The sequence below is a fragment of the Ruminococcus hominis genome, from assembly GCF_014287355.1.
GTDB classification, from domain to species: domain Bacteria; phylum Bacillota; class Clostridia; order Lachnospirales; family Lachnospiraceae; genus Schaedlerella; species Schaedlerella hominis.
On sequence record NZ_JACOPE010000001.1, the window covers coordinates 534,733 to 559,998 of the forward strand.

The 25,266-nt window shown below is 39.1% G+C and carries 21 protein-coding genes, 1 pseudogene and 1 other annotated feature; of the genes and pseudogenes, 14 read left to right on the forward strand and 8 right to left on the reverse strand.

Annotation, left to right across the window (positions count from 1 at the left end):
• The first annotated feature begins 19 nt into the window (after positions 1-19).
• The 7 genes and pseudogenes from H8S40_RS02335 to H8S40_RS02365 form a co-directional block, all read left to right on the forward strand.
• Entirely contained in the window at positions 20-2,869 is a 2,850-nt protein-coding gene (locus H8S40_RS02335) for a YhgE/Pip domain-containing protein (protein WP_186864460.1), read from the forward strand.
• Between the two features lie 173 nt (positions 2,870-3,042).
• On the forward strand, positions 3,043-3,192 hold the full coding sequence (rpmG, locus tag H8S40_RS02340) for a 50S ribosomal protein L33 (RefSeq protein ID WP_004842370.1): 150 nt from the start codon (positions 3,043-3,045) through the stop codon (positions 3,190-3,192).
• A gap of 22 nt (positions 3,193-3,214) precedes the next feature.
• The gene (secE, locus tag H8S40_RS02345) at positions 3,215-3,415 is read left to right on the forward strand and encodes a preprotein translocase subunit SecE (RefSeq protein WP_022074848.1); all 201 of its coding nucleotides are present in this window, start codon (positions 3,215-3,217) and stop codon (positions 3,413-3,415) included.
• 25 nt (positions 3,416-3,440) lie between these two features.
• Complete coding sequence (nusG, locus tag H8S40_RS02350) at positions 3,441-3,959, forward strand: transcription termination/antitermination protein NusG (RefSeq protein ID WP_022074847.1); 519 nt, start codon at positions 3,441-3,443, stop codon at positions 3,957-3,959.
• A gap of 51 nt (positions 3,960-4,010) precedes the next feature.
• A complete protein-coding gene (gene rplK / locus H8S40_RS02355) occupies positions 4,011-4,436 on the forward strand; it encodes a 50S ribosomal protein L11 (RefSeq protein WP_022074846.1) in 426 nt (141 codons plus the stop codon).
• A 152-nt stretch (positions 4,437-4,588) separates the two neighbouring features.
• On the forward strand, positions 4,589-5,281 hold the full coding sequence (gene rplA, locus H8S40_RS02360; protein WP_022074845.1) for a 50S ribosomal protein L1: 693 nt from the start codon (positions 4,589-4,591) through the stop codon (positions 5,279-5,281).
• Between the two features lie 181 nt (positions 5,282-5,462).
• Positions 5,463-5,702: pseudogene (locus tag H8S40_RS02365) on the forward strand (PD-(D/E)XK nuclease domain-containing protein); the annotation flags it as partial.
• A gap of 107 nt (positions 5,703-5,809) precedes the next feature.
• On the opposite strand, the gene H8S40_RS02370 reads toward H8S40_RS02365, so the two are convergent.
• The 6 genes from H8S40_RS02370 to H8S40_RS02395 all read right to left on the reverse strand — a co-directional run bounded on the left by H8S40_RS02370 (position 5,810) and on the right by H8S40_RS02395 (position 9,102).
• Positions 5,810-6,241 (reverse strand): lipoprotein, encoded by a 432-nt coding sequence (locus H8S40_RS02370; protein ID WP_118688335.1) that lies wholly within the window; start codon positions 6,239-6,241, stop codon positions 5,810-5,812.
• A gap of 51 nt (positions 6,242-6,292) precedes the next feature.
• Positions 6,293-6,703, reverse strand: a complete 411-nt coding sequence (locus H8S40_RS02375) for a hypothetical protein (protein ID WP_118688334.1) — start codon at positions 6,701-6,703, stop codon at positions 6,293-6,295.
• 186 nt (positions 6,704-6,889) lie between these two features.
• A complete protein-coding gene (locus tag H8S40_RS02380; protein ID WP_186864461.1) occupies positions 6,890-7,348 on the reverse strand; it encodes a hypothetical protein in 459 nt (152 codons plus the stop codon).
• Positions 7,333-7,572 carry a hypothetical protein gene (locus H8S40_RS02385; protein WP_186864462.1) on the reverse strand — a complete coding sequence of 80 codons (240 nt, stop codon included), beginning with the start codon at positions 7,570-7,572 and terminating at the stop codon, positions 7,333-7,335. The genes H8S40_RS02380 and H8S40_RS02385 overlap by 16 nt, the downstream gene beginning before the upstream one ends.
• Positions 7,573-7,583: 11 nt before the next feature.
• A complete protein-coding gene (locus H8S40_RS02390; protein ID WP_118688332.1) occupies positions 7,584-8,318 on the reverse strand; it encodes a hypothetical protein in 735 nt (244 codons plus the stop codon).
• Positions 8,319-8,487: 169 nt separating this feature from the next.
• Positions 8,488-9,102: an accessory gene regulator B family protein gene (locus tag H8S40_RS02395; RefSeq protein ID WP_186864463.1), complete on the reverse strand. Its 615-nt coding sequence runs from the start codon at positions 9,100-9,102 to the stop codon at positions 8,488-8,490.
• A gap of 166 nt (positions 9,103-9,268) precedes the next feature.
• Here H8S40_RS02395 and H8S40_RS02400 point away from each other — a divergent pair, with 166 nt between their 5' ends.
• From H8S40_RS02400 to H8S40_RS02430, 7 genes are all read left to right on the forward strand, one after another.
• Entirely contained in the window at positions 9,269-9,982 is a 714-nt protein-coding gene (locus H8S40_RS02400) for a LytR/AlgR family response regulator transcription factor (protein WP_118688330.1), read from the forward strand.
• A gap of 2 nt (positions 9,983-9,984) precedes the next feature.
• A complete protein-coding gene (locus H8S40_RS16410; RefSeq protein WP_186864464.1) occupies positions 9,985-11,256 on the forward strand; it encodes a sensor histidine kinase in 1,272 nt (423 codons plus the stop codon).
• A gap of 77 nt (positions 11,257-11,333) precedes the next feature.
• Positions 11,334-11,475: a sequence feature (ribosomal protein L10 leader region), on the forward strand.
• A gap of 49 nt (positions 11,476-11,524) precedes the next feature.
• The gene (rplJ, locus tag H8S40_RS02410; protein WP_117990214.1) at positions 11,525-12,061 is read left to right on the forward strand and encodes a 50S ribosomal protein L10; all 537 of its coding nucleotides are present in this window, start codon (positions 11,525-11,527) and stop codon (positions 12,059-12,061) included.
• Positions 12,062-12,174: 113 nt separating this feature from the next.
• A complete protein-coding gene (gene rplL / locus H8S40_RS02415; RefSeq protein WP_186865610.1) occupies positions 12,175-12,540 on the forward strand; it encodes a 50S ribosomal protein L7/L12 in 366 nt (121 codons plus the stop codon).
• 304 nt (positions 12,541-12,844) lie between these two features.
• Positions 12,845-16,714, forward strand: a complete 3,870-nt coding sequence (gene rpoB, locus H8S40_RS02420) for a DNA-directed RNA polymerase subunit beta (RefSeq protein ID WP_022074843.1) — start codon at positions 12,845-12,847, stop codon at positions 16,712-16,714.
• A 14-nt stretch (positions 16,715-16,728) separates the two neighbouring features.
• Positions 16,729-20,412 (forward strand): DNA-directed RNA polymerase subunit beta', encoded by a 3,684-nt coding sequence (gene rpoC / locus H8S40_RS02425; protein ID WP_186864465.1) that lies wholly within the window; start codon positions 16,729-16,731, stop codon positions 20,410-20,412.
• 446 nt (positions 20,413-20,858) lie between these two features.
• The gene (locus tag H8S40_RS02430; protein WP_118724742.1) at positions 20,859-22,838 is read left to right on the forward strand and encodes a sodium-translocating pyrophosphatase; all 1,980 of its coding nucleotides are present in this window, start codon (positions 20,859-20,861) and stop codon (positions 22,836-22,838) included.
• Positions 22,839-23,076: 238 nt separating this feature from the next.
• Here H8S40_RS02430 and H8S40_RS02435 read toward each other — a convergent pair whose 3' ends face one another.
• Positions 23,077-24,261 carry a ribose-phosphate pyrophosphokinase gene (locus H8S40_RS02435; protein ID WP_118724745.1) on the reverse strand — a complete coding sequence of 395 codons (1,185 nt, stop codon included), beginning with the start codon at positions 24,259-24,261 and terminating at the stop codon, positions 23,077-23,079.
• Entirely contained in the window at positions 24,261-25,262 is a 1,002-nt protein-coding gene (locus H8S40_RS02440; RefSeq protein ID WP_118737633.1) for an ATP-binding protein, read from the reverse strand. The genes H8S40_RS02435 and H8S40_RS02440 overlap by 1 nt, the downstream gene beginning before the upstream one ends.
• Positions 25,263-25,266 lie beyond the last annotated feature (4 nt).

The window sequence follows — 25,266 nt, forward strand, 5'->3', positions numbered from 1 at the left end:
ACATAAGGAGGTCATAAAAATGAAAAATAGAGAGTTCAGAACGTTGGTCGCAGCAGTGATGCTGACAACTTTAGTAGCAGGAAGTGTTGGAACAACACCTGCATATGTATTTGCAGCAGAGGGAAATGCGAAAGTATCGACAGAACAAAAAGATGCAAAAACAGAAAAATCAGATAAAAAAGAGTCTTCGAAAAATACAGAATCAACCAGTGCAAAACCGACAAAGAATGAGACTGTATATGCTAAAATTGATGGAAGTGGAGCTGTTACAGAGGTTACAGTTTCAGATCAGCTGAAGAATATTTCAGATGTATCAAGTTTGCAGGATGTTTCGGACTTGAGTGACATTGAAAATGTAAAAGGAGACGAAACATTTACAACAAGTGGAAAGAATCTGACATGGAATACAGAAGGTTCTGATATTTGTTATCAGGGTAAGACTGATAAGGCTCTCCCGGTCGGAGTGAAGATTAGTTATAAGTTAGATGAAAAAGATGTATCGGCCAGTGATCTGGAAGGTAAGAGTGGTCACTTGGTTATCCGATATACTTATGAAAATACAAGCGAAAAAACAAACAATGGCATAAAAGTTCCATTTATGATGGCATCCGGATTGTTGATGGATACAGATATGGTTTCGAATGTCGTAGTAAAGAATGGAAAAATTATTTCTGATGGGGATAGAGATATGGTTATCGGATATGGTTTCCCGGGTATGACAGAAATTCTCGGAACTACGGATCTTGATATTCCGGACTACTTTGAAGTAGAGATGGATGTTACAGATTATGAAGCAATTGAAGGAATTACAGTTGCTACAAACAGCTTGTTTAATGACCTTGGTGATAAAGAAAATGATTCGAAATTAGATGACTTGGAAGGACTTCAGGAGTCTATGAATGAACTTCAGGATGCAGCGAATCAGCTGGTAGATGGAACAGGGCAGCTGAAGGATGGTCTTGATACATTACTTGCATCATCAGGGACACTGACAGACGGTATCGGACAGCTTGCTACAGGAAGTAAGACATTGGCAGACGGAACAAAGAGTCTTGCAAGTGGAGCCGGGGAACTGGTATCAGGAAGTAAAGCACTTGCAAGTGGAACAGGTACATTAGCAGGTGGGACAAAGACATTAGCACAGGGGAATGCAGATTTATCAGATGGAGCAGCAACACTGGCAGCGGGAAATGGAAAACTGGCACTTGGAACATCCGCATTACTTGATGGTGCAAACACTCTGGCAACAGGAAATGCTACATTAGCAGGCGGGCTTGAGCAGATAAATAATGGCGCTAAAAAGGCATCAGATGGAGCAACAGCTCTTTCGACAGGACTGGATGGTGCAGCAACCGGTGTTGGAGCATTAAAAGGCAAAGTAGACGACATGGTAACCGGTGTGAATGCGTTGGCAGATGGAGCAAGAACATTAAATACAAATCTTATGAATGCATCAGCAAGCTCGAAGGAATTGGATGCAGGAGTACAGCAGGTTGCTACAGGTGCAGCAAAGTTGCATGCAGGCTTAAATGCGTTGAACACAAAATTGAATCCGTCAAGTACAGGGGCAGTTGCAGAATCAGCACAGAATGTCGAAAGTGAGGCGGCAAGTCTTCAGAATCAGGCAGCCGGACTGCAGGGAACAGCAGCAGAATTACAGAATGGTGCAGCAAATCTTCAGGCACAGGCAGCTACAGCAGCGGCAGAGACAACAGCGCAGGCACAACAGGCACAGAGTCAGCTGGCGGCAGCACAACAGGCAGCGCAGACAATTTTGAATTCCGGAGTGGAATTAGATGAAGGTACAGCAGCCCAGCTTCAGGCATTAGCAAATGCATATATAGATACAACAGCGTTGGAGTCGGCAGCAGTACAAATGACAACATATGCAGGCACAGCACAGGCATATGCAGACAGCACAAGTACAGCAGCAAATACAGCAACAAATACAGCAAATGAAGCAGCTAATGTGGCAACACAGGCAAATAATGTAAATCAGGCAGTTCAGAATACAAGTCAGGCAGAACTTGCAGGAACGGTAGCAGCATTGAATGAGGCCGCAGCACAGGTGGATGCAGGCTTAAATGGAGAAAAGGGCATTAAAAATGGTATGAGTGCTCTGAGTGCAGGATTAGGTCAGTTAAGTACAGGTGCAACACAGTTAGATATGGGACTGAATGGAAATGCGGCAGCTGGAATAACAGGACTGAAAGACGGAGTAACATTATTACAGAGTGCTGTATATGGAGAAGATGGGCTTGCAGCAGGTCTGGCAAATGCATCTACAGGTGCAAAAGATTTGGCAACAGGAAATGCTGATTTGTATGCAGGAGCTACAGCATTGAGTGCAGGGGCAAAATCAGCATCAGAAGGAGCAGCAACACTTGCAGCAGGAGTAAAAGACCTTAATGCAGGGGCAAAATCAGCATCAGAAGGAGCAACAGCACTTGCAGGTGGAGCAAAATCAGCATCAGAAGGAGCAACACAGCTTGCAAGCGGAGCAACACAGGTTAATGCCGGAGCAACAACCCTTGCAGCCGGAACAGTAAAACTGCATAATGGTGCAACACAGCTTGATTCGGGAGCAGCAACACTTGCAACAGGTATCGGAACACTGCAGAGTGGTTCAACAGCACTGATTGATGGTGTAAAACAGTTAGACGATGGAGCAAACCAATTGAATAGCGGTATGATCCAGTTTAATGAAGAGGGTATTAAAAAACTTGTCAGTGCATTTGATGGAGATTTGAGTGCTGTTCTTGATAAAGCAAACGGAATGATTGATACATCGAAAGCATACAAGAGCTTCACAGGTATTTCAGACGGAATGGATGGAGAAGTGAAATTTGTATTTGTAACAAACAAATAACAAATAAATAAGAAATAGCAAAGAATAATAAGGAAAAAGACTTGACTTCCATAGGTCAGATATGGTATAGTTTTCTGGCGAATGGAAGTAGGTCTTTTTTTTATGCCTAAAACTTGATGGCTTCGCAACCATCAGAAACTAAGAATTAAAAAATAAAAAGCGAGGTGGAAGTTGTGCGCACAAGAATTACATTGGAATGTACAGAATGCAAGAACCGCAATTACAACATGACAAAGGATAAGAAAACTCATCCAGACCGCATGGAAACAAAGAAGTATTGTAAGTTCTGTAAATCACACACACTGCACAAAGAAACGAAATAGTCGTTGAGAGGGAGTGGACATCATGAGTGAGAAGTCAGGAAAACCTCAGAAGAAGAGCTGGTTTAAAGGTCTTAAGGCAGAGTTCCGTAAGATTATCTGGCCAGACAAGGATGCACTTGTAAAACAGACAACGGCAGTAGTTGCAGTTTCTGTATTCTTAGGAGCAATCATAACAGTGATTGATTCTCTTTTGAAATATGGAATCGACTGGCTTGTACGCTAGGCGGCTACAGCAGAAAGGTGATTTTATGTCAGAAGCAAAATGGTATGTAGTTCATACTTATTCAGGTTATGAAAACAAAGTAAAAGCGAACATTGATAAGACGGTCGAGAATCGTCAGCTTGAAGATCAGATTCTGGAAGTAAGAGTTCCTATGGAGGAAGTTGTTGAACTGAAGAATGGTGTTCAGAAAGTAAGTCAGAGAAAGCTGTTTCCTGGATATGTCATGATTCATATGATTATGAATGATGACACCTGGTATGTTGTTCGTAATACAAGAGGTGTGACAGGATTTGTTGGTCCTGGCTCCAAACCGGTTCCATTGGATGAGACAGAGATGGAACATTGGGGAATCGGACAGACAGAGGTCAAATGCGATTACGAAATCGGAGATATGATAACTGTCTTAAGTGGTGCCTGGGAAGGAACAGCAGGTGTTGTTAATACAATCAATGAACAAAAACAGAGCCTGACGATCAATGTTGAGTTGTTTGGCCGCGAAACTCCGGTTGAACTTAACTTTTCAGAAATTAAAAAGATGGATTAAAACCGTGGGAGGGATGCCTAATCCCGTGAATACCACAAGGAGGTAATTAAAATGGCAAAAAAAGTAGAAGGATATATTAAATTACAGATTCCAGCTGGTAAAGCAACTCCAGCACCACCGGTTGGTCCTGCATTGGGACAGCACGGTGTTAACATCGTTGAATTTACAAAACAGTTCAACGCTAGAACAGCAGATCAGGGAGATCTGATCATTCCTGTTGTTATCACAGTTTACAATGACAGAAGCTTCAGCTTCGTTACAAAGACTCCACCGGCAGCAGTTTTGATTAAGAAAGCTTGTAACATCAAATCTGGTTCAGGCGTTCCAAACAAAACTAAAGTTGCTACAATTACAAAAGCTCAGGTAGAAGAAATCGCTCAGACAAAATTACCTGACTTAAATGCAGCATCTCTTGAGTCAGCTATCAGCATGATCGCTGGAACATGCCGTTCTATGGGTGTAGTAGTAGAGGACTAATATTTATTAAATAAAGTATTATAATCGGTTCCGGATTGAAAGTTTCCTGCGGTGTCTAAGCAGGTGGCAAGTAGATAGCGGAAATTGTAACAGAGTTGAATATCGTGGGAGGGGTACGATCCCGCCAATACCACAAGGAGGTTATTATAGAAATGAAACACGGAAAGAAATATATCGAAGCTGCAAAACAGATCGAAAGAGGAAACCTGTACGAAAAAACAGAAGCTATCGCTCTTGTAAAGAAAGCAGCAGTTGCAAAATTTGATGAAACAATCGAAGCTCATATCAGAACAGGATGTGATGGACGTCACGCTGATCAGCAGATTCGTGGAGCAGTAGTTCTGCCACACGGAACTGGTAAAACAGTTCGTATCCTTGTATTCGCTAAGGATGCAAAAGCTGAGGAAGCTAAAGCAGCAGGAGCAGATTTCGTTGGAGGAGACGAACTGATTCCAAAGATCCAGAACGAAGGATGGCTTGATTTTGACGTAGTTGTTGCTACACCAGATATGATGGGTGTTGTTGGACGTCTTGGACGTGTACTTGGACCAAAAGGTCTTATGCCAAACCCAAAAGCTGGAACAGTTACTATGGATGTAACAAAAGCTATCAACGATATCAAAGCTGGTAAGATTGAGTACAGATTGGACAAAACAAACATTATCCATGTACCGATTGGTAAAGCTTCATTCACTGAAGAACAGTTAGCGGACAACTTCCAGACGCTTATCGATGCAATTATTAAAGTAAAACCAGCAGCAGTAAAAGGTCAGTACCTTAAGAGCGTAACACTGACATCTACAATGGGACCTGGAGTAAAACTTAACCCATTGAAACTTGCTTAATTCGAGTTTTAGAGATTGCTTATAAAAGGAGCTTGTTAAAAGTTCGTGAATAATAAAAACCGGAGACATCAGACCGAGAGGTAAGGTGTTTCCGGTTTTTGTATATTTCGTTGATAAAATAATGTATATTGCTGAAAGGGGATTCTTCGGATATGAAGAAGCGTGAAGTGTTTCTTCTAATAAAGAAGCAGGAGAGGGATACAGTGATGTTTTGGTGGAGACAGATGATGGAGAAACAGGAATTGTGTTAGAACTGAAGTATGCGGACGATGGTAATCTGGAGACAGCCTGTCTAGAAGCATTTGAACAAATTGAAACAAACAATTATGAAGAAGTACTTCAAGATGATGGAGTGGAGAATATCATAAAATATGGAATCGCTTTTTATAAAAAGAAGTGTAGGGTGAAAATTAAAAAGTAAGAGATGGAAGGGCTAGATTGACTATTCGGGCATTTTGCTGCGAAAAATAAAACCGGAGACATTACACCAGAATGGCGGGTGTATCTCCGGTTTTGCTTTGCTGATTTTTAAAGTCTGTTTTCTATAATGTAAAGAAGTTTGAGTTCGGAATTGTATACCAACAACAATTCCGAGTTGTCTTTTTCTATACGATAGTAGTATTGACAATGTTCAAAGTCAATGCGTTCTTCTGATGGTACATCTAATTTATCCAAACAATATGTAGCAAAAGCTGGAAAATTATCTGTGAATACTGTTGAAGAAGAGTTGGTTGTCCAGTCTGCCATTGATTTTACAGAAGCTGCATCATCGGTTTGGTAAACAGTATAGAATGTTCCATCTCCATGAAAGGAGGTTCCGGTATCCTTGTGATATATTTCGTTTGAATCTTTTGGTAATTCTAGCTTCCAGTTTTGTTGAATTGTAAACTTGTTAGAATTGCATCCGGTTAAAATGAATATTAAGCTGATGAAAAAGATGCTTAATTTTACTTTCTTCAAAAAAGATACCTCCTTTGTAATTGGGAAAATCTACCATAATAAAATTAGACTTTACAACTTGTCGTCTCTTGCATAATAATCAAAATACCAAAAATCGCTACCACGGCTTACACCAAATGAATTGATATAAGAATACTTAAGGTTTTGTTCAACAGAATATATAAACGGATTGATTTTCTTTACTTTAGGTTCATCTGTAGGAATATAATATTGCAATTGTTCGATTTCGAGATTTTCCCAAAATCTTAAATTGATAAAATAGAAATAATCAAAATCGGTTGTGTAGTAAACCTTTCTTGAGGTGAAATCACTGCCATCTCCGAGGTGATCAAAATTGTTTTCTGACCTTACAGATTTCTTGCCAAAGATGGGGAGACCCTTAGCAAACATGACTGGTGGAGTGAAAATAATAAGGGCACATAATAAGAGTAGGATGGGTATTGCGAAATACTTCTTTTTCAATGTAAAACTCTCCTTTCGAAATGCTGTTATGGATGTTACTATTAGGATATCGTTTTCAGATAATAATTTCAATATAAAATAGTCAATCCAGAAAAGCTGAAAGTGAAACAGCTTTTCTGGATTTAATAAAACTTAACTATGTGTTTACAAAGATTTTAAGCTGGCAAAGTTTTGACATACATTACTTTATAATACGGTATATGAAACACTTACGTTTCCGGAGTTAGCAGTAGAATATAGTCTGAATGTCCCATTGGAGTATCCCATGTGATAATATTCTGCATCGCCACAAACTTGTGCAGGAGCGGAAGCAGAAGTCTGTTTAGCACGTATATATTGCGAAGATCTAGCACTAAAATATGACTGAGGAATTCCATATTGTGTAGAAACGCCAGATAATTGTGAAATTGTACTATAGCCTGAACCGGATGAAACTGTAAATGTGTAAGAAAAACCTTGTGAAGCCATCATTGTATAATAAGCACGATAAGTAGAGCCTGTTATGTTGTAGCCAGCGTCATAAGGAGTAACATCGGATGAAATCTTTTCGAAACCATATGCTCCATATGCTCCGTTTGCATATACGTTTAAATTGCAGATGCCACCATTATATTCAGCGGTATGTGTTTCTACAGGATTAGACAAAAAATCAGCAGCTTTTTGAGTGAAAACGTGGCTGAATTGTTATTGTAATCATCTACATATCCGTTTTTGTTTAATGAAACATCAGGAAAAAGAGCTTGTAAGGTTTCGAAGAAAATGAGTTCATCTTGTGGGGGAGTAACGGTTTGGCGTTCTGCGGCACAAATTGTAATGGATGAACTTAAGAAAAGAGTTAGCGTGAGGATAATACTGAATAATTTTTTCATAGTGATACCTCTTATTGTATAGGTGTTGGAATATCTAAGTCGTTATTTACTTTAGTGATTTCAAAGATGATTTCTGAGTGAAAATAGTCTTTTCCCAATACTACATTACTTTCGGCCTCATCTTTTGAAAAACCATTTTGCATGAGCGAAGCAATTGCAACAGCTTTTTCGGACTCTTCGGTGTTGATTACAATTTTTTTGATTTCTTGTTCTTTTAAATCAACGATATATTCTAATTGGTTGATATAAGGTACTTCTATATTTCTTCCATCTGGATCATAATGTAAAGTATCTGTATATTCTGTATAAAAAGTTGCAAGATTTTTCTCCTTTTTCTTAAGGCGAAGAACAAGATTTTGACGATTATAAATGGCGTCTTGACGTTCGCTGATTTGCTCAGCTGTCCAAAATGTATCGTTTTCGTTGCGGAGTTTCATGCGACGATAAGTTACATTATTTGATGTATAACTATAGGATGCTAATAATGAAGTTGAATGGCTGGAGTCTTCGATTAAATTTTCATATTGTTGATATGGGTTTGGAATTAGCATGCCTTCATATACACAGAGTTTACTTTTTTTATTTGCTTCATTTGTTCGGTAGTATGTGGCGGTGTATTCATAACTGTTGGAGAAAAAGTCTTTGATGATTTTTTTGCCATTATCTTCTGTGGTTGATTTACTACAACCAGAAGTAAATACTATAATTAGAAGAAAAAATAAGAGCCATTTCTTAAGAGTTTTCATAATACACCTCCTAAAATTTAGATGATAATTAAATTGTTAATTGTGAGTAGTGCTGTTTCTTAATTCTTTGGGCAGTGTAACTTCGCCCCATAAGGAGACGCATGAGCTTTGTTTTGCAAATTTTGTTGCAAATTGCTCTAAATATTTAATGGTGAGATTTTTTAGTGGCTTATTGTCTTTCTGGTGATTTTTCATCTGTTTTGTTCCTCTCTTTCTTTCGAACTGAAAATGATAAAGCAATAATGGTTTCAATTTCTACTACTAAAAGTGTACATAACATGTAACTCTCCTTCCCCACTTGTAATATATTAGATATAGAAATTATAAAAAGAATAGAAATTATTCCTTTGAATTTAAATTTAATTCGTTCAGAAAAACTTATGTCATTTTTGTTTTCAGATTGTATTGGCGCAAATAAAATAACCAAAAGCACTTCTAAAATGTAAATAAGGAATTTGGTGCTATACGCAAACTGAATACAATTTCCCAAATGAATAATACATTCTAATACTATTAGTGTTAAGCCAAAACATTGCAATACCGTTTTCAAGTGAATTCCACCAAGAAAATGTTTCGTTAAAGTTAAACAAAATAAAATTTGTAGGAACTCAGTAAAATGATTAGTTAAAGCGAATATGATGGCGAGTGCTAAAAGTTTCTCAAATTCAGAGAAAATGATGAGAAAGCTATATTCTACTTTTATTTTTGATAAATGCTCTAAGGTACGATTTGGTGTTAACCAAGAAATTGTTTGTGTAATAATAAAATTATTTAACTTTTCCATGGACTAATCGTATCATCAATCAAGAAATAAAACTATAATTTTCAGACAACTTAAACATGAACAGCTAATTATTGAGTGTGAATGACAAAGATGTTTCGTTGATGAATTGGAAAGATAAAGATATAATGAAAGTGATTATTGAAAAGCAAAGAAGGGGAAACGGATAATGTACAACATATTAATTGTAGATGATGAAGCAGAACAGTGCGAAGCATTGAAAATAATATTGGAAAGACGAAAAGAAAATATAGTTGCAGATATTTGTACAACATTAGAAAAAGCGAAGATATTTTGTGCCGGAAAGAAGTATGATGTATTTTTGCTTGATATGAAGTTGGATGAGAAGGATGGCGATGAGGGTGGGCTACAACTTGGGAATTATATACGCTCGATTATTCCTTATAAATATACACCGATTATCTATATTACTTCTGTTCCAGAAAAAATTCAGGCGGCATTGTCTGATACGGGGTGTTTCCGATACATTTTAAAACCATATACAGCAGAAAATATTAATAAGTGCCTGGATGATGTGCTGCATTCTCCGTTAGTAGCACCGGAAACATTTTCTTTTCAGAATTTTTGGGGTGGAGAAATTCGTATTCCAGAGCGTTTGATTATTTATATTTGTCCTGGGATAAATAGAAGGGTACAGATTTATACAAAAGATGGATGCTATGAAACTATAAGTTACACGATGGAGCAGGTGGAAAACATACTTAGATATGGATTCTTTCGATGTCATCGGAAATATATTGTAAATTTAAAATGCATTTCGGAATATGACAGGAGTAATCGTTTGCTTTATATTGGAGATACAGAGATACCGGTAGGCCGTAAATATAAGGAAGCATTTGAAAATATATGGAGGGTATTATAAAAGTGTACATTTATATAGCAGATTTTGTGACAGCATATATGGAGTACTTAATTTTTTACATATTTTTATGTGCAGTTTTGGCGTGTTCGATAAGAAGTAGAAAGTCTTTCTGGTATATAGGTATTATTCCGGCACTTGCGAGCAGTATTCTTAATTTTATGGGAGTTCAATCGCAGATACACTTGATAATAACACATATAATCTTGTTTGCATGTTTGGAATATCTTGTACATTTAGCGTTGATTCAAATGTTTATAGTGTATGTACTGATTTATGGTATGGTTATGATTGCTGAGATTGTTCAAGTGCCTTTTTGGAATTTGACTTCTGCAGGAGCGTTTCGGGGAGCGGCACCAATAGTCGGAATGCTGATTGTATTGGTATTTGCTGGGATAGGTTATCGTTATTTTCACTTGAATAAAATATATGAAATAATTATAAAAAGAAATTTGGGGATTTTATTAATAGCTGTTGATAGCTTTTTAGTTCTATTTGCTGTGGTTGTGTATGCCCGGTTAAGAACAGAAAAGTTCTTTTCGAATTACCTGATTATCGTTGGAGTTATGTTGATTCTTGTAATAGTTAATGGGAGTGAGATTTATCGCTATTTTAAACAACCGGAACAGTTGAAGCGGATGAAAACTTACGAAGAATATCTTCCAATCGTTGAAGGGTTAATCGAACAAGTACGAATCAGACAGCACGATTATCACAATAAGTTGCAGAGTATTCATGCTCTTGCGTATGTATATGAAGATTTTGAATCGTTAAAGGGGGCTTTGTTGGAAACAACGGAGCATGATATGCTTCCTGATTTCGAAATGAATTTGTTAAAATTGAATATGCATTTGGTAAGTGGTTTTTTGTTCAGTAAAATTCGCCAGGCAGATAAAGAAGGAAAAGAACTGCATTTGGATATTGAACAATATGTAATCAGAACAGCTTGTACAGAATATGAAGTGATTGAATACTTAGGAATCTTGATTGACAATGCAATCGAAGCAACGAATGAAGGAGAAACAATATTTGCGAAGATTGGTTCACAAGATGATAAGGCGGTATTTGAAATCAAAAATCCTGGACCACATCTTACACCGGAATTTTGTAAGAATATTTTCAAAAAGGGATATTCAACAAAGAAAGATGGCGAAGGATGCCATGGAATCGGATTGTACAAACTGAACAGAATGGTGAAAGAATATGATGGGAAACTGATATTGGAGAATGTTGAGGTGGATCAAAAGGAATATATATCGTTTGAATTGAGGATATGAACTTTTCGCATACATGAGTGAAAAAAGTAAAAAATAAAAGAAAAAACACTTGACATCTTGCTAAATTAATGCTAATCTAATATAGCAATTGACTGCCGAAGACAGCAGGTGCTGTAAAGCGTAAGTATGATGACGCCTGCCGAGGAAGACAAGATTTCGAATGAAGATGAAATTTGTAAACCTCTGTGTCTTTGGGCATGGAGGTTTTTATTTGCTTAAAGCAACCTTCTAGCAGTCATACAAATCTAATAAGGAGGTGCACCGGAACGTGGCAAAAGTTGAATTAAAACAACCAATCGTAGCAGCTATCGCTGAAGACATTAAAGACGCTCAGTCAATCGTACTTGTTGACTACCGTGGACTTACAGTAGCACAGGATACAGAGCTTCGTAAACAGCTTAGAGAAGCAGGTGTTATTTACAAAGTATGTAAAAACACTATGATGAAGAGAGCGTTTGAAGGAACAGAGTTTGCAGGTCTGGATGAATTTTTGGAAGGACCAAGCGCAATCGCTATTTCTAAAGATGACGCAACAGCTCCAGCAAGAATTATCTGTAACTTCGCTAAAGAAGCAGATAAGCTTGAACTGAAAGCAGGTGTAGTTGAAGGAACAGTATATGATGTTGCAGGATTAACAGAACTTGCAAAGATCCCTTCAAGAGAAGTACTTCTTTCAAGATTACTTGGAAGTATGCAGTCACCTATTACAAACTTCGCTCGTGTTATCAAACAGATTGCAGAGCAGGATGGTGAAGCTGAAACAGCTACAGAAGCTCCAGCTGAAGAAGCAGCAACAGAGGAGTAAGACATCCAAAACATGGTGGTTTGAGATGAATACACTGTGTATGATATGATTCGGAAGAATGATATTTATAAACCTATAATATGAAAATAATGGAGGATATTAAAATGGCTAAAATGACAACAGCTGAAATGATCGAAGCGATCAAAGAGTTATCAGTATTAGAGTTAAATGAATTAGTAAAAGCATGTGAAGAAGAATTTGGTGTATCTGCAGCAGCAGGTGTTGTAGTTGCAGCAGCAGGAGATGCTGGAGCAGCTGCAGCAGAGAAAGATGAGTTCGACGTAGAACTTGTATCTGCTGGATCAGCAAAAGTTAAAGTTATCAAAGCAGTTCGTGAGATCACAGGTCTTGGACTGAAAGAAGCTAAAGAGCTTGTAGACGGAGCTCCAAAGGTAGTTAAAGAAGCTGTTTCTAAAGCAGAAGCTGAAGATATCAAAGCTAAACTTGAAGCTGAAGGTGCTGAAGTTAACCTTAAATAATTGTTGTTCTTATACAATTAGAGAGTGTTATAGAGCGGCAGCTATGTCCAAGAGACAATTCCTGGACGTAGCTGCCGCTTTTTGTTTCGCTTATATACCACAAAAACATAAAAATGTCAAGAAAATTTTGAAAAACATGTTGACATTCAAATGGAAGATGTGCTATAGTAGAAAATGCGCTATTGTGGAAAGCTAGGCGTTGTAGATTGTAAAAAACGAAGCCTTGTTTTACCGATAATAGAAAAGTGGAGTATTAACTGGGCAATTGGAGCCCGCAAAAAAATATATGAGGAGTGAAACGTCAATGGAGAAAAACAGAATTCGTCCCATCACAAACGGAAAAAGTTCACGTATGAGCTATTCCAGACAAAAAGAAGTATTAGAGATGCCGAATCTTATCGAAGTTCAGAAGAACTCTTATGAGTGGTTTCTGGAGTCTGGTCTGAAAGAGGTATTTGATGATATTTCACCAATCGCTGATTATAGCGGTCATTTCAGCCTGGAATTTGTTGATTTCAGACTCTGCGAGGATGAAGTGAAGTACACAATTGAAGAGTGTAGAGAACGTGATGCAACATATGCTGCACCTCTGAAAGTAAGAGTAAGACTTTACAACAAAGAGACTGATGAGATCAATGAGCATGAAATTTTCATGGGAGATCTTCCGCTGATGACAAAGACAGGAACATTTGTAATCAATGGTGCTGAGCGTGTTATCGTAAGTCAGCTCGTTCGTTCCCCAGGAATTTATTATGGTATTGCTCATGATAAACTCGGAAAAGAATTATATTCATCTACAGTAATTCCAAACCGTGGAGCATGGTTGGAATATGAGACAGACTCCAATGACGTTTTCTATGTACGTGTTGACCGTACAAGAAAAGTGCCAATCACAGTGTTGATTCGTGCTCTTGGCGTTGGTACAAATGCAGAGATCGTAGAGTTGTTCGGTGAGGAACCTAAGATTCTTGCAAGTTTTGGAAAAGATACTTCTGAGAGTTATCAGGAAGGTCTTTTGGAATTATATAAGAAGATTCGTCCGGGTGAGCCACTTGCAGTAGATAGTGCTGAAAGTTTGATCACAAGCATGTTCTTCGATGCAAGACGTTATGACCTTGCAAAAGTAGGACGTTATAAATTTAATAAGAAACTGGCTCTGAAGAATCGTGTAACAGGACAGGTTCTGGCAGAAGATGTAGTAAGCCAGATCACAGGTGAAGTTGTTGCTGAAAAAGGAACAAAAATTACAAGAGAACTTGCAAAAGAGATTCAGAATGCAGCAGCACCATACATTTGGGTAGAAGGAGAAGATACATCACGTAATATCAAGATTCTTTCTAATATGATGGTTGATCTGCAGGCAGTAGTAGATATCGATCCAGAGGAAGTTGGCGTTACAGAGCAGGTATATTATCCTGTATTGGCAGGACTGATTGAAGAGTCTGCAGGAGATATTGATGAATTAAAAGAATCTATCCGCAGAGATATTCACGATTTGATTCCAAAGCATATTACAAAAGAAGATATCATGGCTTCAATTAACTACAATATGCATCTGGAATATGGTATGGGTAATGATGATGATATCGACCATTTGGGTAACCGTCGTATTCGTGCTGTCGGAGAACTTCTCCAGAATCAGTACAGAATCGGACTTTCACGTTTAGAGAGAGTTGTTCGTGAGCGTATGACAACTCAGGACCAGGATGGCGTATCACCACAGTCACTGATTAACATTAAACCGGTTACAGCAGCTGTTAAAGAATTCTTTGGTTCTTCACAGTTGTCACAGTTCATGGATCAGAACAACCCATTGGGAGAGTTGACACATAAGAGACGTCTGTCTGCGTTAGGACCAGGTGGTTTGTCAAGAGACCGTGCCGGATTCGAGGTACGAGATGTACACTATTCTCATTATGGAAGAATGTGTCCTGTAGAGACACCTGAAGGACCTAACATCGGTCTGATCAACTCACTTGCATGTTATGCAAGAATTAACGAATATGGTTTTGTAGAAGCACCATATCGTAAGATTGATAAAACAGATCCGATAAATCCAATCGTAACAGATGAAGTTGTATATATGACAGCAGATGAAGAAGATAATTACCATGTAGCACAGGCGAATGAGCCTTTGGATGAAGAAGGACATTTCATTCATAAGAATGTATCTGGTCGTTACCGCGAAGAGACACAGGAATATGAGAGAAATAAATTCGATTACATGGATGTATCACCTAAGATGGTATTCTCTGTTGCTACAGCATTGATTCCATTCCTTCAGAATGATGATGCTAACCGTGCTCTGATGGGATCCAACATGCAGCGTCAGGCAGTACCGCTTCTTTCTACAGAAGCACCGGTAGTAGGTACAGGTCTTGAGGTGAAATCTGCAGTTGACTCAGGTGTATGTGTTGTTGCAGACGAGGCAGGTGTTGTAGAGCGTTCAACATCTACAGATATTACAATCCGTCACGATGATGGAAGTAAGAAAACATATAAATTAATCAAGTATCTGAGAAGTAACCAGAGTAACTGTTACAATCAGATTCCAATCGTAGACAAGGGCGAAAGAGTAGAAAAAGGACAGGTTATCGCAGATGGTCCTTCTACATCTAATGGAGAGATGGCTCTTGGTAAGAACCCATTGATCGGATTTATGACATGGGAAGGTTACAACTACGAGGATGCTGTTCTTCTTAGTGAAAGACTGGTACAGGATGATGTATACACATCTGTTCATATCGAAGAGTATGAAGCAGAAGCACGTGATACAAAATTAGGACCAGAAGAAATCACAAGAGACATTCCGGGTGTTGGTGATGATGCACTTAAAGATCTGGATGAAAGAGGTATTATCCGTATTGGTGCTGAGGTTCGTGCAGGGGATATCCTTGTTGGTAAAGTAACTCCTAAGGGAGAGACAGAACTGACAGCAGAAGAGCGTTTGTTAAGAGCAATCTTTGGTGAGAAAGCACGTGAAGTAAGGGATACATCTCTGAAAGTACCTCATGGAGAATATGGAATCATTGTAGATGCGAAAGTATTTACAAGAGAGAACGGAGATGAATTATCTCCGGGAGTTAACCAGTCTGTACGTATCTATATCGCACAGAAGAGAAAGATTTCTGTAGGAGATAAAATGGCTGGTCGTCATGGTAACAAGGGTGTTGTTTCCCGTGTACTTCCTGTAGAAGATATGCCATATCTTCCAAACGGACGTCCACTGGATATCGTATTGAACCCATTGGGTGTACCTTCTCGTATGAATATCGGACAGGTATTGGAGATCCACTTGAGTCTTGCTGCAAAAGCACTTGGATTCAACGTAGCTACACCAGTATTTGATGGTGCAAACGAGAACGATATCATGGATACACTCGACCTGGCAAATGATTATGTAAACTTAGAATGGGATGAGTTCGAGAAGAAGCATGGAGAAGAGTTACTTCCGGAAGTACTGCAGTATCTGTCAGATAACAGAGAACACAGAAAACTCTGGAAAGGTGTACCACTTTCTCGTGACGGAAAAGTTCGTCTGAGAGATGGTCGTACAGGAGAATATTTCGACAGCCCGGTAACAATCGGACACATGCACTACTTGAAACTGCATCACTTGGTTGATGATAAGATCCACGCACGTTCAACTGGTCCTTACTCATTGGTTACACAGCAGCCACTGGGTGGTAAAGCTCAGTTCGGTGGACAGCGTTTCGGAGAGATGGAGGTATGGGCACTGGAAGCTTATGGTGCATCTTATACACTTCAGGAAATCCTGACTGTAAAATCAGATGACGTTGTGGGACGTGTGAAGACATACGAAGCAATTATCAAGGGAGAGAATATCCCTGAACCAGGAGTACCGGAATCATTCAAAGTACTGCTCAAAGAGTTGCAGTCACTTGCTCTGGATGTTCGTGTGCTTCGTGAAACTGGAGAGAATGAATTCGAAGAAGTCAAGATGATGGAATCTGTTGATTACGGTAATACAAACTTGAATGCAATTATCGAAGGCGACAGAAGATATCGTGATGAGGAGTCTTATAAAGATCATGGCTATACAGAGCAGGAATTCGTAGACGGAGAACTTGAGAATGTAGAGCAGGAAGAGGAACCAGAAGATTTCGATGAAAACGAAATAATTGATTTCGATGAATTTATGGACGAAGAATAGGAGGAGCCAACTTTATGCCAACAAATAATGAACAGGAAAACCAGCAGTTATCGTTTGATGCAATCAAAATCGGTCTGGCTTCACCGGAAACAATCTTAGAATGGTCAAAAGGCGAAGTTACAAAGCCGGAAACAATTAACTATAGAACATTGAAACCTGAGAAAGACGGTCTTTTCTGCGAGCGTATTTTCGGACCTAGCAAGGACTGGGAATGCCACTGCGGTAAATACAAAAAGATCCGTTATAAAGGTGTTGTCTGCGATCGATGCGGCGTTGAGGTCACAAAGGCCTCCGTCCGTCGTGAGCGTATGGGACATATTGCCCTGGCAGCTCCGGTTTCTCATATCTGGTATTTCAAAGGAATTCCTAGCCGTATGGGATTGATTCTGGACATCTCACCAAGAACATTGGAGAGAGTACTGTATTTTGCATCTTATATCGTACTTGATAAAGGAGAGACAGATCTTCAGTACAAACAGATTCTTTCTGAGTCTGAATATCAGGAAGCAAAAGAAAAATGGGGCAAATCATTCCGTGTAGGTATGGGTGCTGAATCCATTAAAGAATTATTGGAAGCAATTGATCTTGAGAAAGAGTATGCAGAGCTGCAGGCTTCTCTTGAGAATGCTTCAGGACAGAAACGTGCAAGAATCGTGAAACGTCTGGAAGTTGTAGAAGCATTCCGCGAGTCTGGAAACAGACCAGAGTGGATGATCTTAACAGCAATTCCGGTTATCCCACCAGACTTACGTCCAATGGTACAGCTGGATGGTGGACGTTTTGCAACATCTGACTTAAATGACTTATATAGAAGAATTATCAATAGAAATAACCGTCTGAAGAGACTTCTCGAACTCGGAGCTCCGGATATCATCGTCCGCAACGAAAAGAGAATGCTTCAGGAAGCGGTAGATGCGTTGATCGACAATGGTCGTCGTGGCCGTCCGGTTACAGGACCTGGAAACAGAGCACTGAAATCTCTCTCTGACATGCTGAAAGGTAAATCAGGACGTTTCCGTCAGAACCTGCTTGGTAAACGTGTAGACTACTCTGGACGTTCCGTTATCGTAGTAGGACCTGAACTTAAGATTTATCAGTGTGGTCTTCCAAAAGAGATGGCAATCGAGCTGTTTAAACCATTTGTTATGAAAGAGCTTGTAGCAAAGGGAACAGCACATAATATTAAAAATGCGAAGAAAATGGTAGAAAGACTTCAGCCGGAAGTATGGGATATTCTGGAAGAAGTAATCAAAGAGCATCCGGTTATGTTGAACCGTGCCCCTACACTTCACAGACTTGGTATTCAGGCGTTCGAGCCAATCCTTGTAGAAGGTAAAGCTATTAAGCTGCATCCATTGGTATGTACAGCCTTCAATGCCGACTTCGATGGAGACCAGATGGCGGTCCATGTACCGTTGTCACAGGAAGCACAGGCAGAATGCCGTTTCCTCTTGCTTTCACCAAACAACCTGTTGAAACCATCTGATGGTGGACCGGTAGCCGTTCCTTCACAGGATATGGTACTTGGTATTTACTATCTGACACAGGAAAGACCAGGTTCTAAGGGCGAGGGAATGTTCTTCAAAGATTTGAATGAAGCAATCCTTGCATATGAAAATGGATATGTGACATTACACTCTAAGATTAAAGTGCGTGTGCATAAGACAATGGCAGATGGAAGAGAAGTAACTGGTATTATCCATGCAACATTGGGACGTATGTTATTCAATGAGATTATTCCACAGGATCTTGGATTCGTAGATCGTGAAGTAGAAGGTAATGAATTGTTACTGGAAGTTGATTTCCACGTAGGAAAGAAACAGTTGAAACAGATTCTTGAGAAAGTAATCAATACACACGGTGCTACTCAGACAGCAGAAGTACTTGATGATGTAAAAGCAATCGGTTACAAATATTCAACAAGAGCTGCTATGACAGTATCTATTTCAGATATGACAGTGCCACCTGAGAAACCACAGATTATCGAAGAGGCACAGAATACAGTTGATAAGATTACGAAGAACTATAAGCGTGGTCTTATTACAGAAGAAGAGCGTTACAAAGAAGTTGTAGAAACATGGAAAAACAGTGATGATAAGCTGACAGAGGCTCTGCTTACAGGTCTGGATAAATATAACAACATCTTCATGATGGCAGACTCAGGAGCCCGTGGTTCTGATAAACAGATCAAACAGCTTGCAGGTATGCGTGGATTGATGGCTGATACAACAGGTCGTACAATCGAGTTGCCTATCAAATCAAACTTCCGTGAAGGTCTGGACGTATTGGAGTACTTCATGTCAGCACATGGAGCTCGAAAAGGTATGTCAGATACAGCTCTTCGTACAGCCGATTCAGGTTACCTTACAAGACGTCTTGTTGACGTATCACAGGAATTGATTATTCATGACAGCGACTGTGTAGAAGGAACAGGAAAAGAAATTCCAGGAATGTATGTAAAAGCATTTATGGATGGTAATGAAGAAATCGAAAGCTTGCAGGAACGTATCACAGGACGTTTCTCTTGCGAAGATATCAAAGATAAAGATGGCAATGTCATCGTTAAGAAGAATCATATGATTACACCACTTCGTGCTGAAAAAGTTATGAAGAAGGGTGTAGACAGAAATGGAAAACCACTTGAAGAAGTGAAGATCCGTACAATCCTTACATGTAAGTGTAAGAATGGTGTTTGTACGAAGTGTTACGGTGCAAACATGGCAACAGGAGAAGCAGTTCAGGTAGGTGAGGCTGTTGGTATTATCGCTGCTCAGTCAATCGGAGAGCCAGGTACACAGCTTACTATGCGTACATTCCATAGTGGTGGTGTAGCCGGAGACGATATCACACAGGGTCTTCCTCGTGTCGAGGAGCTTTTTGAGGCAAGAAAACCTAAGGGTCTTGCTATCATCACAGAATTTGCAGGTGTTGCAAACATTAGTGATACAAAGAAAAAACGTGAAGTTATTGTAACAAATGATGAGACAGGTGAATCAAAAGCATACTTGATTCCTTACGGTTCTCGTATAAAAGTACAGGATGGACAGGTACTTGAAGCCGGTGACGAACTGACAGAAGGTAGCGTAAATCCACATGATATCCTGAAGATTAAAGGTTTACGTGCCGCTCAGGATTATCTCCTTCGCGAAGTACAGCGAGTATATCGTCTGCAGGGTGTAGAAATCAATGATAAGCATATCGAGGTTATTGTACGTCAGATGTTGAAGAAGATTCGCATCGAGGAAAATGGAGATACTTCATTCCTTCCGGGAAGTATGGTAAATGTGCTTGAATTTGAGGATGTAAACGAGCAGATGGTAGCAGAAGGAAAAGAAGCTGCAACAGGAGAACAGATTATGCTTGGTATTACAAAAGCATCTCTTGCAACAGATTCATTTATGTCAGCAGCATCATTCCAGGAGACAACAAAAGTTTTAACAGAAGCTGCTATCAAAGGAAAAGTTGACCACCTTGTAGGTCTGAAGGAAAATGTTATCATTGGTAAACATATTCCGGCAGGTACAGGTATGGAAAAATATCGTGAAGTACATTTGAATACAGATATAAAAGTGGATGAAGACATTGACTTTGATGAGGATTTGGATTTTGAAGACGAGCTTCCGGTAGAGGACAATGCTGTTGAAGAAGTAACAGAAGCAGAAGCTGATGTGACAACAGAAGAAGATTCTGAAGAATAAGATTTCGTAATTTATGAATCATAAAAGAGGTTTTGTGAAAGTTGAGAAGACGGACACAGAACCTCTTTTTTGCGAAAAATTGTATGATTTGTAGAATTTGCATAAAAGAAGAAAGTTATATTTCTATTCATTATTCATCGGATATTTGCATAATATGAATTATAATTATGCTAAAAATTCATTAGATATGCATAAAAAAATTTAGGTATAGAACGAAAAAGTGTAAAAAATGCGTATTACAGGAAATAACTTTGTAGAAAGTGTACAAATTGTGTAAGCATTTGCAAGATTAAAAAGAAATACTTGCAATAAAAAGTGTAAAAAGGTATAATTATAAAAGCTGAAAAATTTACGGTATTGTGGATTTTTCACGACGACGTACAGAATATATATAGGAAAAAGGGTATGTCGATAGGGATTATTTATTTTTCAGGGAGGATGAAACAATGGAAAACATGATGTTTCTTGTTCCGGTAGCAGCAGTACTTGCACTGTTGTTTGCAGCTTACCTTGCAGCAAAAGTAAGCAAGGAAGATGTCGGAACAGACAGAATGAAAGAGATTGCAGACGCAATCGCTGAAGGCGCTCGTGCCTTCTTGATGGCTGAGTACAAGATCCTGGTTATCTTCGTAGCCGTATTATTTGTATTAATCGGATTTGGAATCAGCTGGGTAACAGCAGTATGCTTCGTTGTCGGAGCACTGTTCTCAACAATCGCTGGATACTGTGGTATGACTGTTGCTACAAAAGCTAACGTAAGAACAGCTAATGCAGCAAGAACAAGTGGAATGAACAAAGCACTTTCAATCGCTTTCTCTGGTGGAGCTGTTATGGGTATGTGCGTAGCAGGTCTTGGAGCACTTGGTGTAAGTATTGTTTATATTGTAACAAAAAATGTTGATGTATTGTCAGGATTCAGTTTAGGAGCTTCTTCAATTGCTCTGTTTGCTCGTGTAGGTGGTGGTATCTATACAAAAGCAGCAGACGTTGGTGCTGACCTTGTAGGTAAAGTTGAAGCTGGTATCCCAGAAGATGACCCACGTAACCCAGCAGTTATCGCTGATAACGTAGGTGACAACGTAGGTGACGTTGCAGGTATGGGTGCTGACTTGTTTGAGTCTTATGTAGGATCACTTGTTTCTGCACTGACTCTCGGAGCAGTAACAGCAACTGTTTCTGGTGTATTATTCCCACTTGCAATTGCAGCTTGTGGTCTGATCGCTTCTATTCTCGGAACATTCTTCGTTAAAGGTGGAGAGAATGCGAATCCACAGAAAGCACTTACAAAAGGTGATTATGCTTCAGCTATCATCGTTGTAATCGCTTCTGTTGTATTAAGTAAAGTATTATTTGATGGTTTTGAAGCAGCAATCGCTGTTATTGCAGGTCTGATTGTTGGTGTTATTATCGGTAACGTTACAGAGTATTATACATCTGCAGATTACAATCCGGTTAAAAAGATCGGTGAGCAGTCTGAAACAGGTGCAGCTACAACAATCATTAGTGGTCTTGCAGTAGGTATGCAGTCAACAGCTATTCCACTGCTTTTAATCTGTGTAGCAATTTTCATTTCATACAAAGTAGACGGATTATATGGTATTGCACTTGCAGCAGTAGGTATGCTTTCAACTACAGGTATCACAGTTGCAGTTGATGCTTATGGTCCAATCGCAGATAATGCAGGTGGTATCGCAGAGATGTCAGGACTGGATGATTCTGTTCGTGAGATTACAGATAAACTTGATTCAGTTGGTAACACAACAGCAGCTATGGGTAAAGGATTCGCTATCGGATCTGCAGCTCTTACAGCTTTAGCTTTGTTCGTATCTTATGCACAGGCAGTACAGCTTGATTCAATCGACTTACTTAGCTATAAAGTAATCATCGGTATCTTTATCGGTGGTATGCTGACATTCCTTTTCTCAGCATTTACTATGGAGTCTGTATCTAAGGCTGCATACAAGATGATCGAGGAAGTTAGACGTCAGTTCCGTGAGAAACCAGGTATCATGAAGGGTGAAGATAAACCAGATTATACATCATGTGTATCTATCTCTACATCAGCAGCTCTTCACGAAATGCTTCTTCCAGGATTGATGGCAGTTATCGTTCCATTGTTAGTTGGTATCGTTCTTGGTGTTGAGTCCCTTGGAGGACTTCTTGCAGGAGCTCTTGTAACAGGTGTTCTGATGGCTATCTTTATGTCAAATGCCGGTGGTGCATGGGACAATGCTAAGAAATACATCGAAGAAGGACATCATGGCGGAAAAGGTAGTGAGGCTCACAAAGCAGCAGTCGTTGGTGATACAGTAGGTGACCCATTCAAAGATACATCAGGTCCATCTATTAACATCCTGATCAAACTTATGACAGTAGTATCACTTGTATTTGCTCCACTGTTCCTTTCAATCGGCGGACTTCTGTAATATTAAATACAAGAGTAATATAAAATAAGAAAGGCTGTATATCTGTTTTGGATATGCAGTCTTTTTTTCACATTGATTGGAAAATCAAAATAAAAAAGTGGATAAAAAAAGAAATCCGAATGCATTATGTGAATAACATCCGGATTTCTTTTTGCTGTTAGAGATACAAGATTCTATCTTGTAAAAAGTAAATGTTTTGTTGCTTTTTTAATCAGCAACAGTTTATAGAAAAGAGATATTAAATCTCTTCGCCATTGTTGTATTTGCGAAGTACATTCTGAATTCTTTCGTTTGGACTCAGAATATTGCTTAAAGAACCATCATGGTTTAATGTGTCGATGATCAAAGCAATATATTTGCTCATGTCACAGTTAATATAATAAGGTTTTGACAATAACTCAGGTGTCTGATAAATCAGGTTTGTTGTCAAGATACCATGGATGATTCCTTTTTCATATGCTTCATCGAATTTAGCCAGTCCATTTGTGAAAAGACCAAATGTTGCAGCAGCATAGATGCGGTTAGCTTTTCTACGTTTCAGTTCAGTAGCAACTTCGATGATACTGTCTCCGGAAGAAATCATGTCATCAATGATGATTACATCTTTTCCTTCTACAGAAGAACCAAGGAATTCGTGGGCAACGATAGGATTACGTCCGTCTACGATTTTGGTATAATCTCTTCTCTTGTAGAACATACCCATATCAAGACCAAGTACGTTGGCAAGATAAACGGCACGGTTTGTACCACCTTCATCCGGGCTGATTGCCATCATGTGTTCGCTGTCGATTTTAAGATCTTTTACTGTGCGCAGAAGACCTTTGATAAACTGGTATGTTGGTGAAACTGTTTCAAATCCGCTAAGTGGGATTGCATTCTGTACACGTGGATCATGTGCATCAAATGTAATGATGTTGTCAACGCCCATACGTACAAGCTCCTGAAGTGCAAGAGCACAGTCAAGAGACTCACGTCCTGTTCTTTTGTGCTGACGGCTTTCGTATAAGAAAGGCATGATTACGTTGATACGACGACCCTTTCCACCAACAGCAGCGATAACACGTTTCAGGTTCTGATAATGATCATCAGGAGACATGTGGTTAATGTTTCCTGTCAATGAATAAGTTAAGCTGTAATTACATACATCTACCATTAGATAAAGGTCTTTACCACGTACAGATTCGTTGATAATACCTTTTGCTTCTCCGGAACCAAAACGAGGTACTTTGGCATCGATGATAAATGAATCTTTTTCATATCCTGTAAATGCAACATCATCTTTGTACTGATGAGCACTTTCTTTTCTCCATTTTACGAGGTAGTCATTGACTTTGTTGCCAAGAGCTTCACATCCTGTAACAGGAATGATTCCTAAGGCTCCTACTGGAATATTTTCTAAATTGAGTTCACTTCTGTGCAGCATTATTTGCCCTCCCTATTAGCACGTATTTTTTTAATTATTCTAATATCATCGCCGAATAATCTCAGCAAGATATAGTTACTGGTGATTCGTGAAAAAGAACGTTCTGTGTAAAGGTCTGCCAACGAATCCAGTGAAAGGTTCGTTGAGACAACGGTCGATTTCATATTTAAAAGTCTTTCATTAATGCAGGTAAAGAACTGAGAAGCCGTAAATGCATTGGCAAGCTCGGTTCCTAAATCATCTACGATCAGTAAATCGCAATCGTAAACATATTGTTGCATTTGCTTTGATTCATAATCATTATGATCAAATGTTCCCTGAGCCAGAATGTTGAATAAATTTGGCGCCGAATAATAGAGAACAGAGTATCCGGCATCGATTAAATCTCTGGCGATGCAATTGGAAAGAAAAGTCTTTCCGACACCGACATCTCCGTAAAGAAAAATATTGTCGGATGTATGTCCAAAATTTTGAACAAAATTTTTACAAGTCTGATAAGCGTGCTCCATAATAGCACGAGATGTTTTCCCTGTTTTTGGATCCACCTGTCGGTCAGAATAATAATCAAGACAAAATGTATCAAAATTCTCGGATTCCAGAATGCCCTTCAAGTTAGATTGTTCATAAAGCAATTTTGTGATAGCACGTTTAAAGCAACGGCACTTTACATTTCCAATATAACCGGTATCCTTACAGTCAGGACATTCATATACCGGTTCAAGGTAATCAGCAGGAAAACCGGCAGAGGTAAGCAGCTGTTGTTTGCTGCTTCGCAGAATGTTAAGCTCCTCTTTTAAAGAATCTAAAGCACTCTCATCACCATCGAGCAAGCGTCTGCCGTATTGGACTGACATAATTGAAATTGATTCATCCAGTGATTTGAATTCCGGTAATTTCTTATATACATCTTCATAATGTTGCGTGAGAATGTCATGGCTTTTAAGCTGCTTTTGCTCATATTCACGCATGATTGTCTGGTATTGTGAATTCGTTAGTCCCACGATA

Bases quoted from the DNA above. Each gene is read 5' to 3' on its own strand.
- H8S40_RS02335 (WP_186864460.1), top strand. From the start codon at position 20: ATGAAAAATAGAGAGTTCAGAACGTTGGTCGCAGCAGTGATGCTGACA.
- secE (WP_022074848.1), top strand. From the start codon at position 3,215: ATGAGTGAGAAGTCAGGAAAACCTCAGAAGAAGAGCTGGTTTAAAGGT.
- nusG (WP_022074847.1), top strand. From the start codon at position 3,441: ATGTCAGAAGCAAAATGGTATGTAGTTCATACTTATTCAGGTTATGAA.
- rplK (WP_022074846.1), top strand. From the start codon at position 4,011: ATGGCAAAAAAAGTAGAAGGATATATTAAATTACAGATTCCAGCTGGT.
- rplA (WP_022074845.1), top strand. From the start codon at position 4,589: ATGAAACACGGAAAGAAATATATCGAAGCTGCAAAACAGATCGAAAGA.
- H8S40_RS02385 (WP_186864462.1), bottom strand. From the start codon at position 7,572: ATGAAAAAATTATTCAGTATTATCCTCACGCTAACTCTTTTCTTAAGT.
- H8S40_RS02390 (WP_118688332.1), bottom strand. From the start codon at position 8,318: ATGAAAACTCTTAAGAAATGGCTCTTATTTTTTCTTCTAATTATAGTA.
- H8S40_RS02395 (WP_186864463.1), bottom strand. From the start codon at position 9,102: ATGGAAAAGTTAAATAATTTTATTATTACACAAACAATTTCTTGGTTA.
- H8S40_RS02400 (WP_118688330.1), top strand. From the start codon at position 9,269: ATGTACAACATATTAATTGTAGATGATGAAGCAGAACAGTGCGAAGCA.
- rplL (WP_186865610.1), top strand. From the start codon at position 12,175: ATGACAACAGCTGAAATGATCGAAGCGATCAAAGAGTTATCAGTATTA.
- rpoB (WP_022074843.1), top strand. From the start codon at position 12,845: ATGGAGAAAAACAGAATTCGTCCCATCACAAACGGAAAAAGTTCACGT.
- rpoC (WP_186864465.1), top strand. From the start codon at position 16,729: ATGCCAACAAATAATGAACAGGAAAACCAGCAGTTATCGTTTGATGCA.
- H8S40_RS02430 (WP_118724742.1), top strand. From the start codon at position 20,859: ATGGAAAACATGATGTTTCTTGTTCCGGTAGCAGCAGTACTTGCACTG.
- H8S40_RS02435 (WP_118724745.1), bottom strand. From the start codon at position 24,261: ATGCTGCACAGAAGTGAACTCAATTTAGAAAATATTCCAGTAGGAGCC.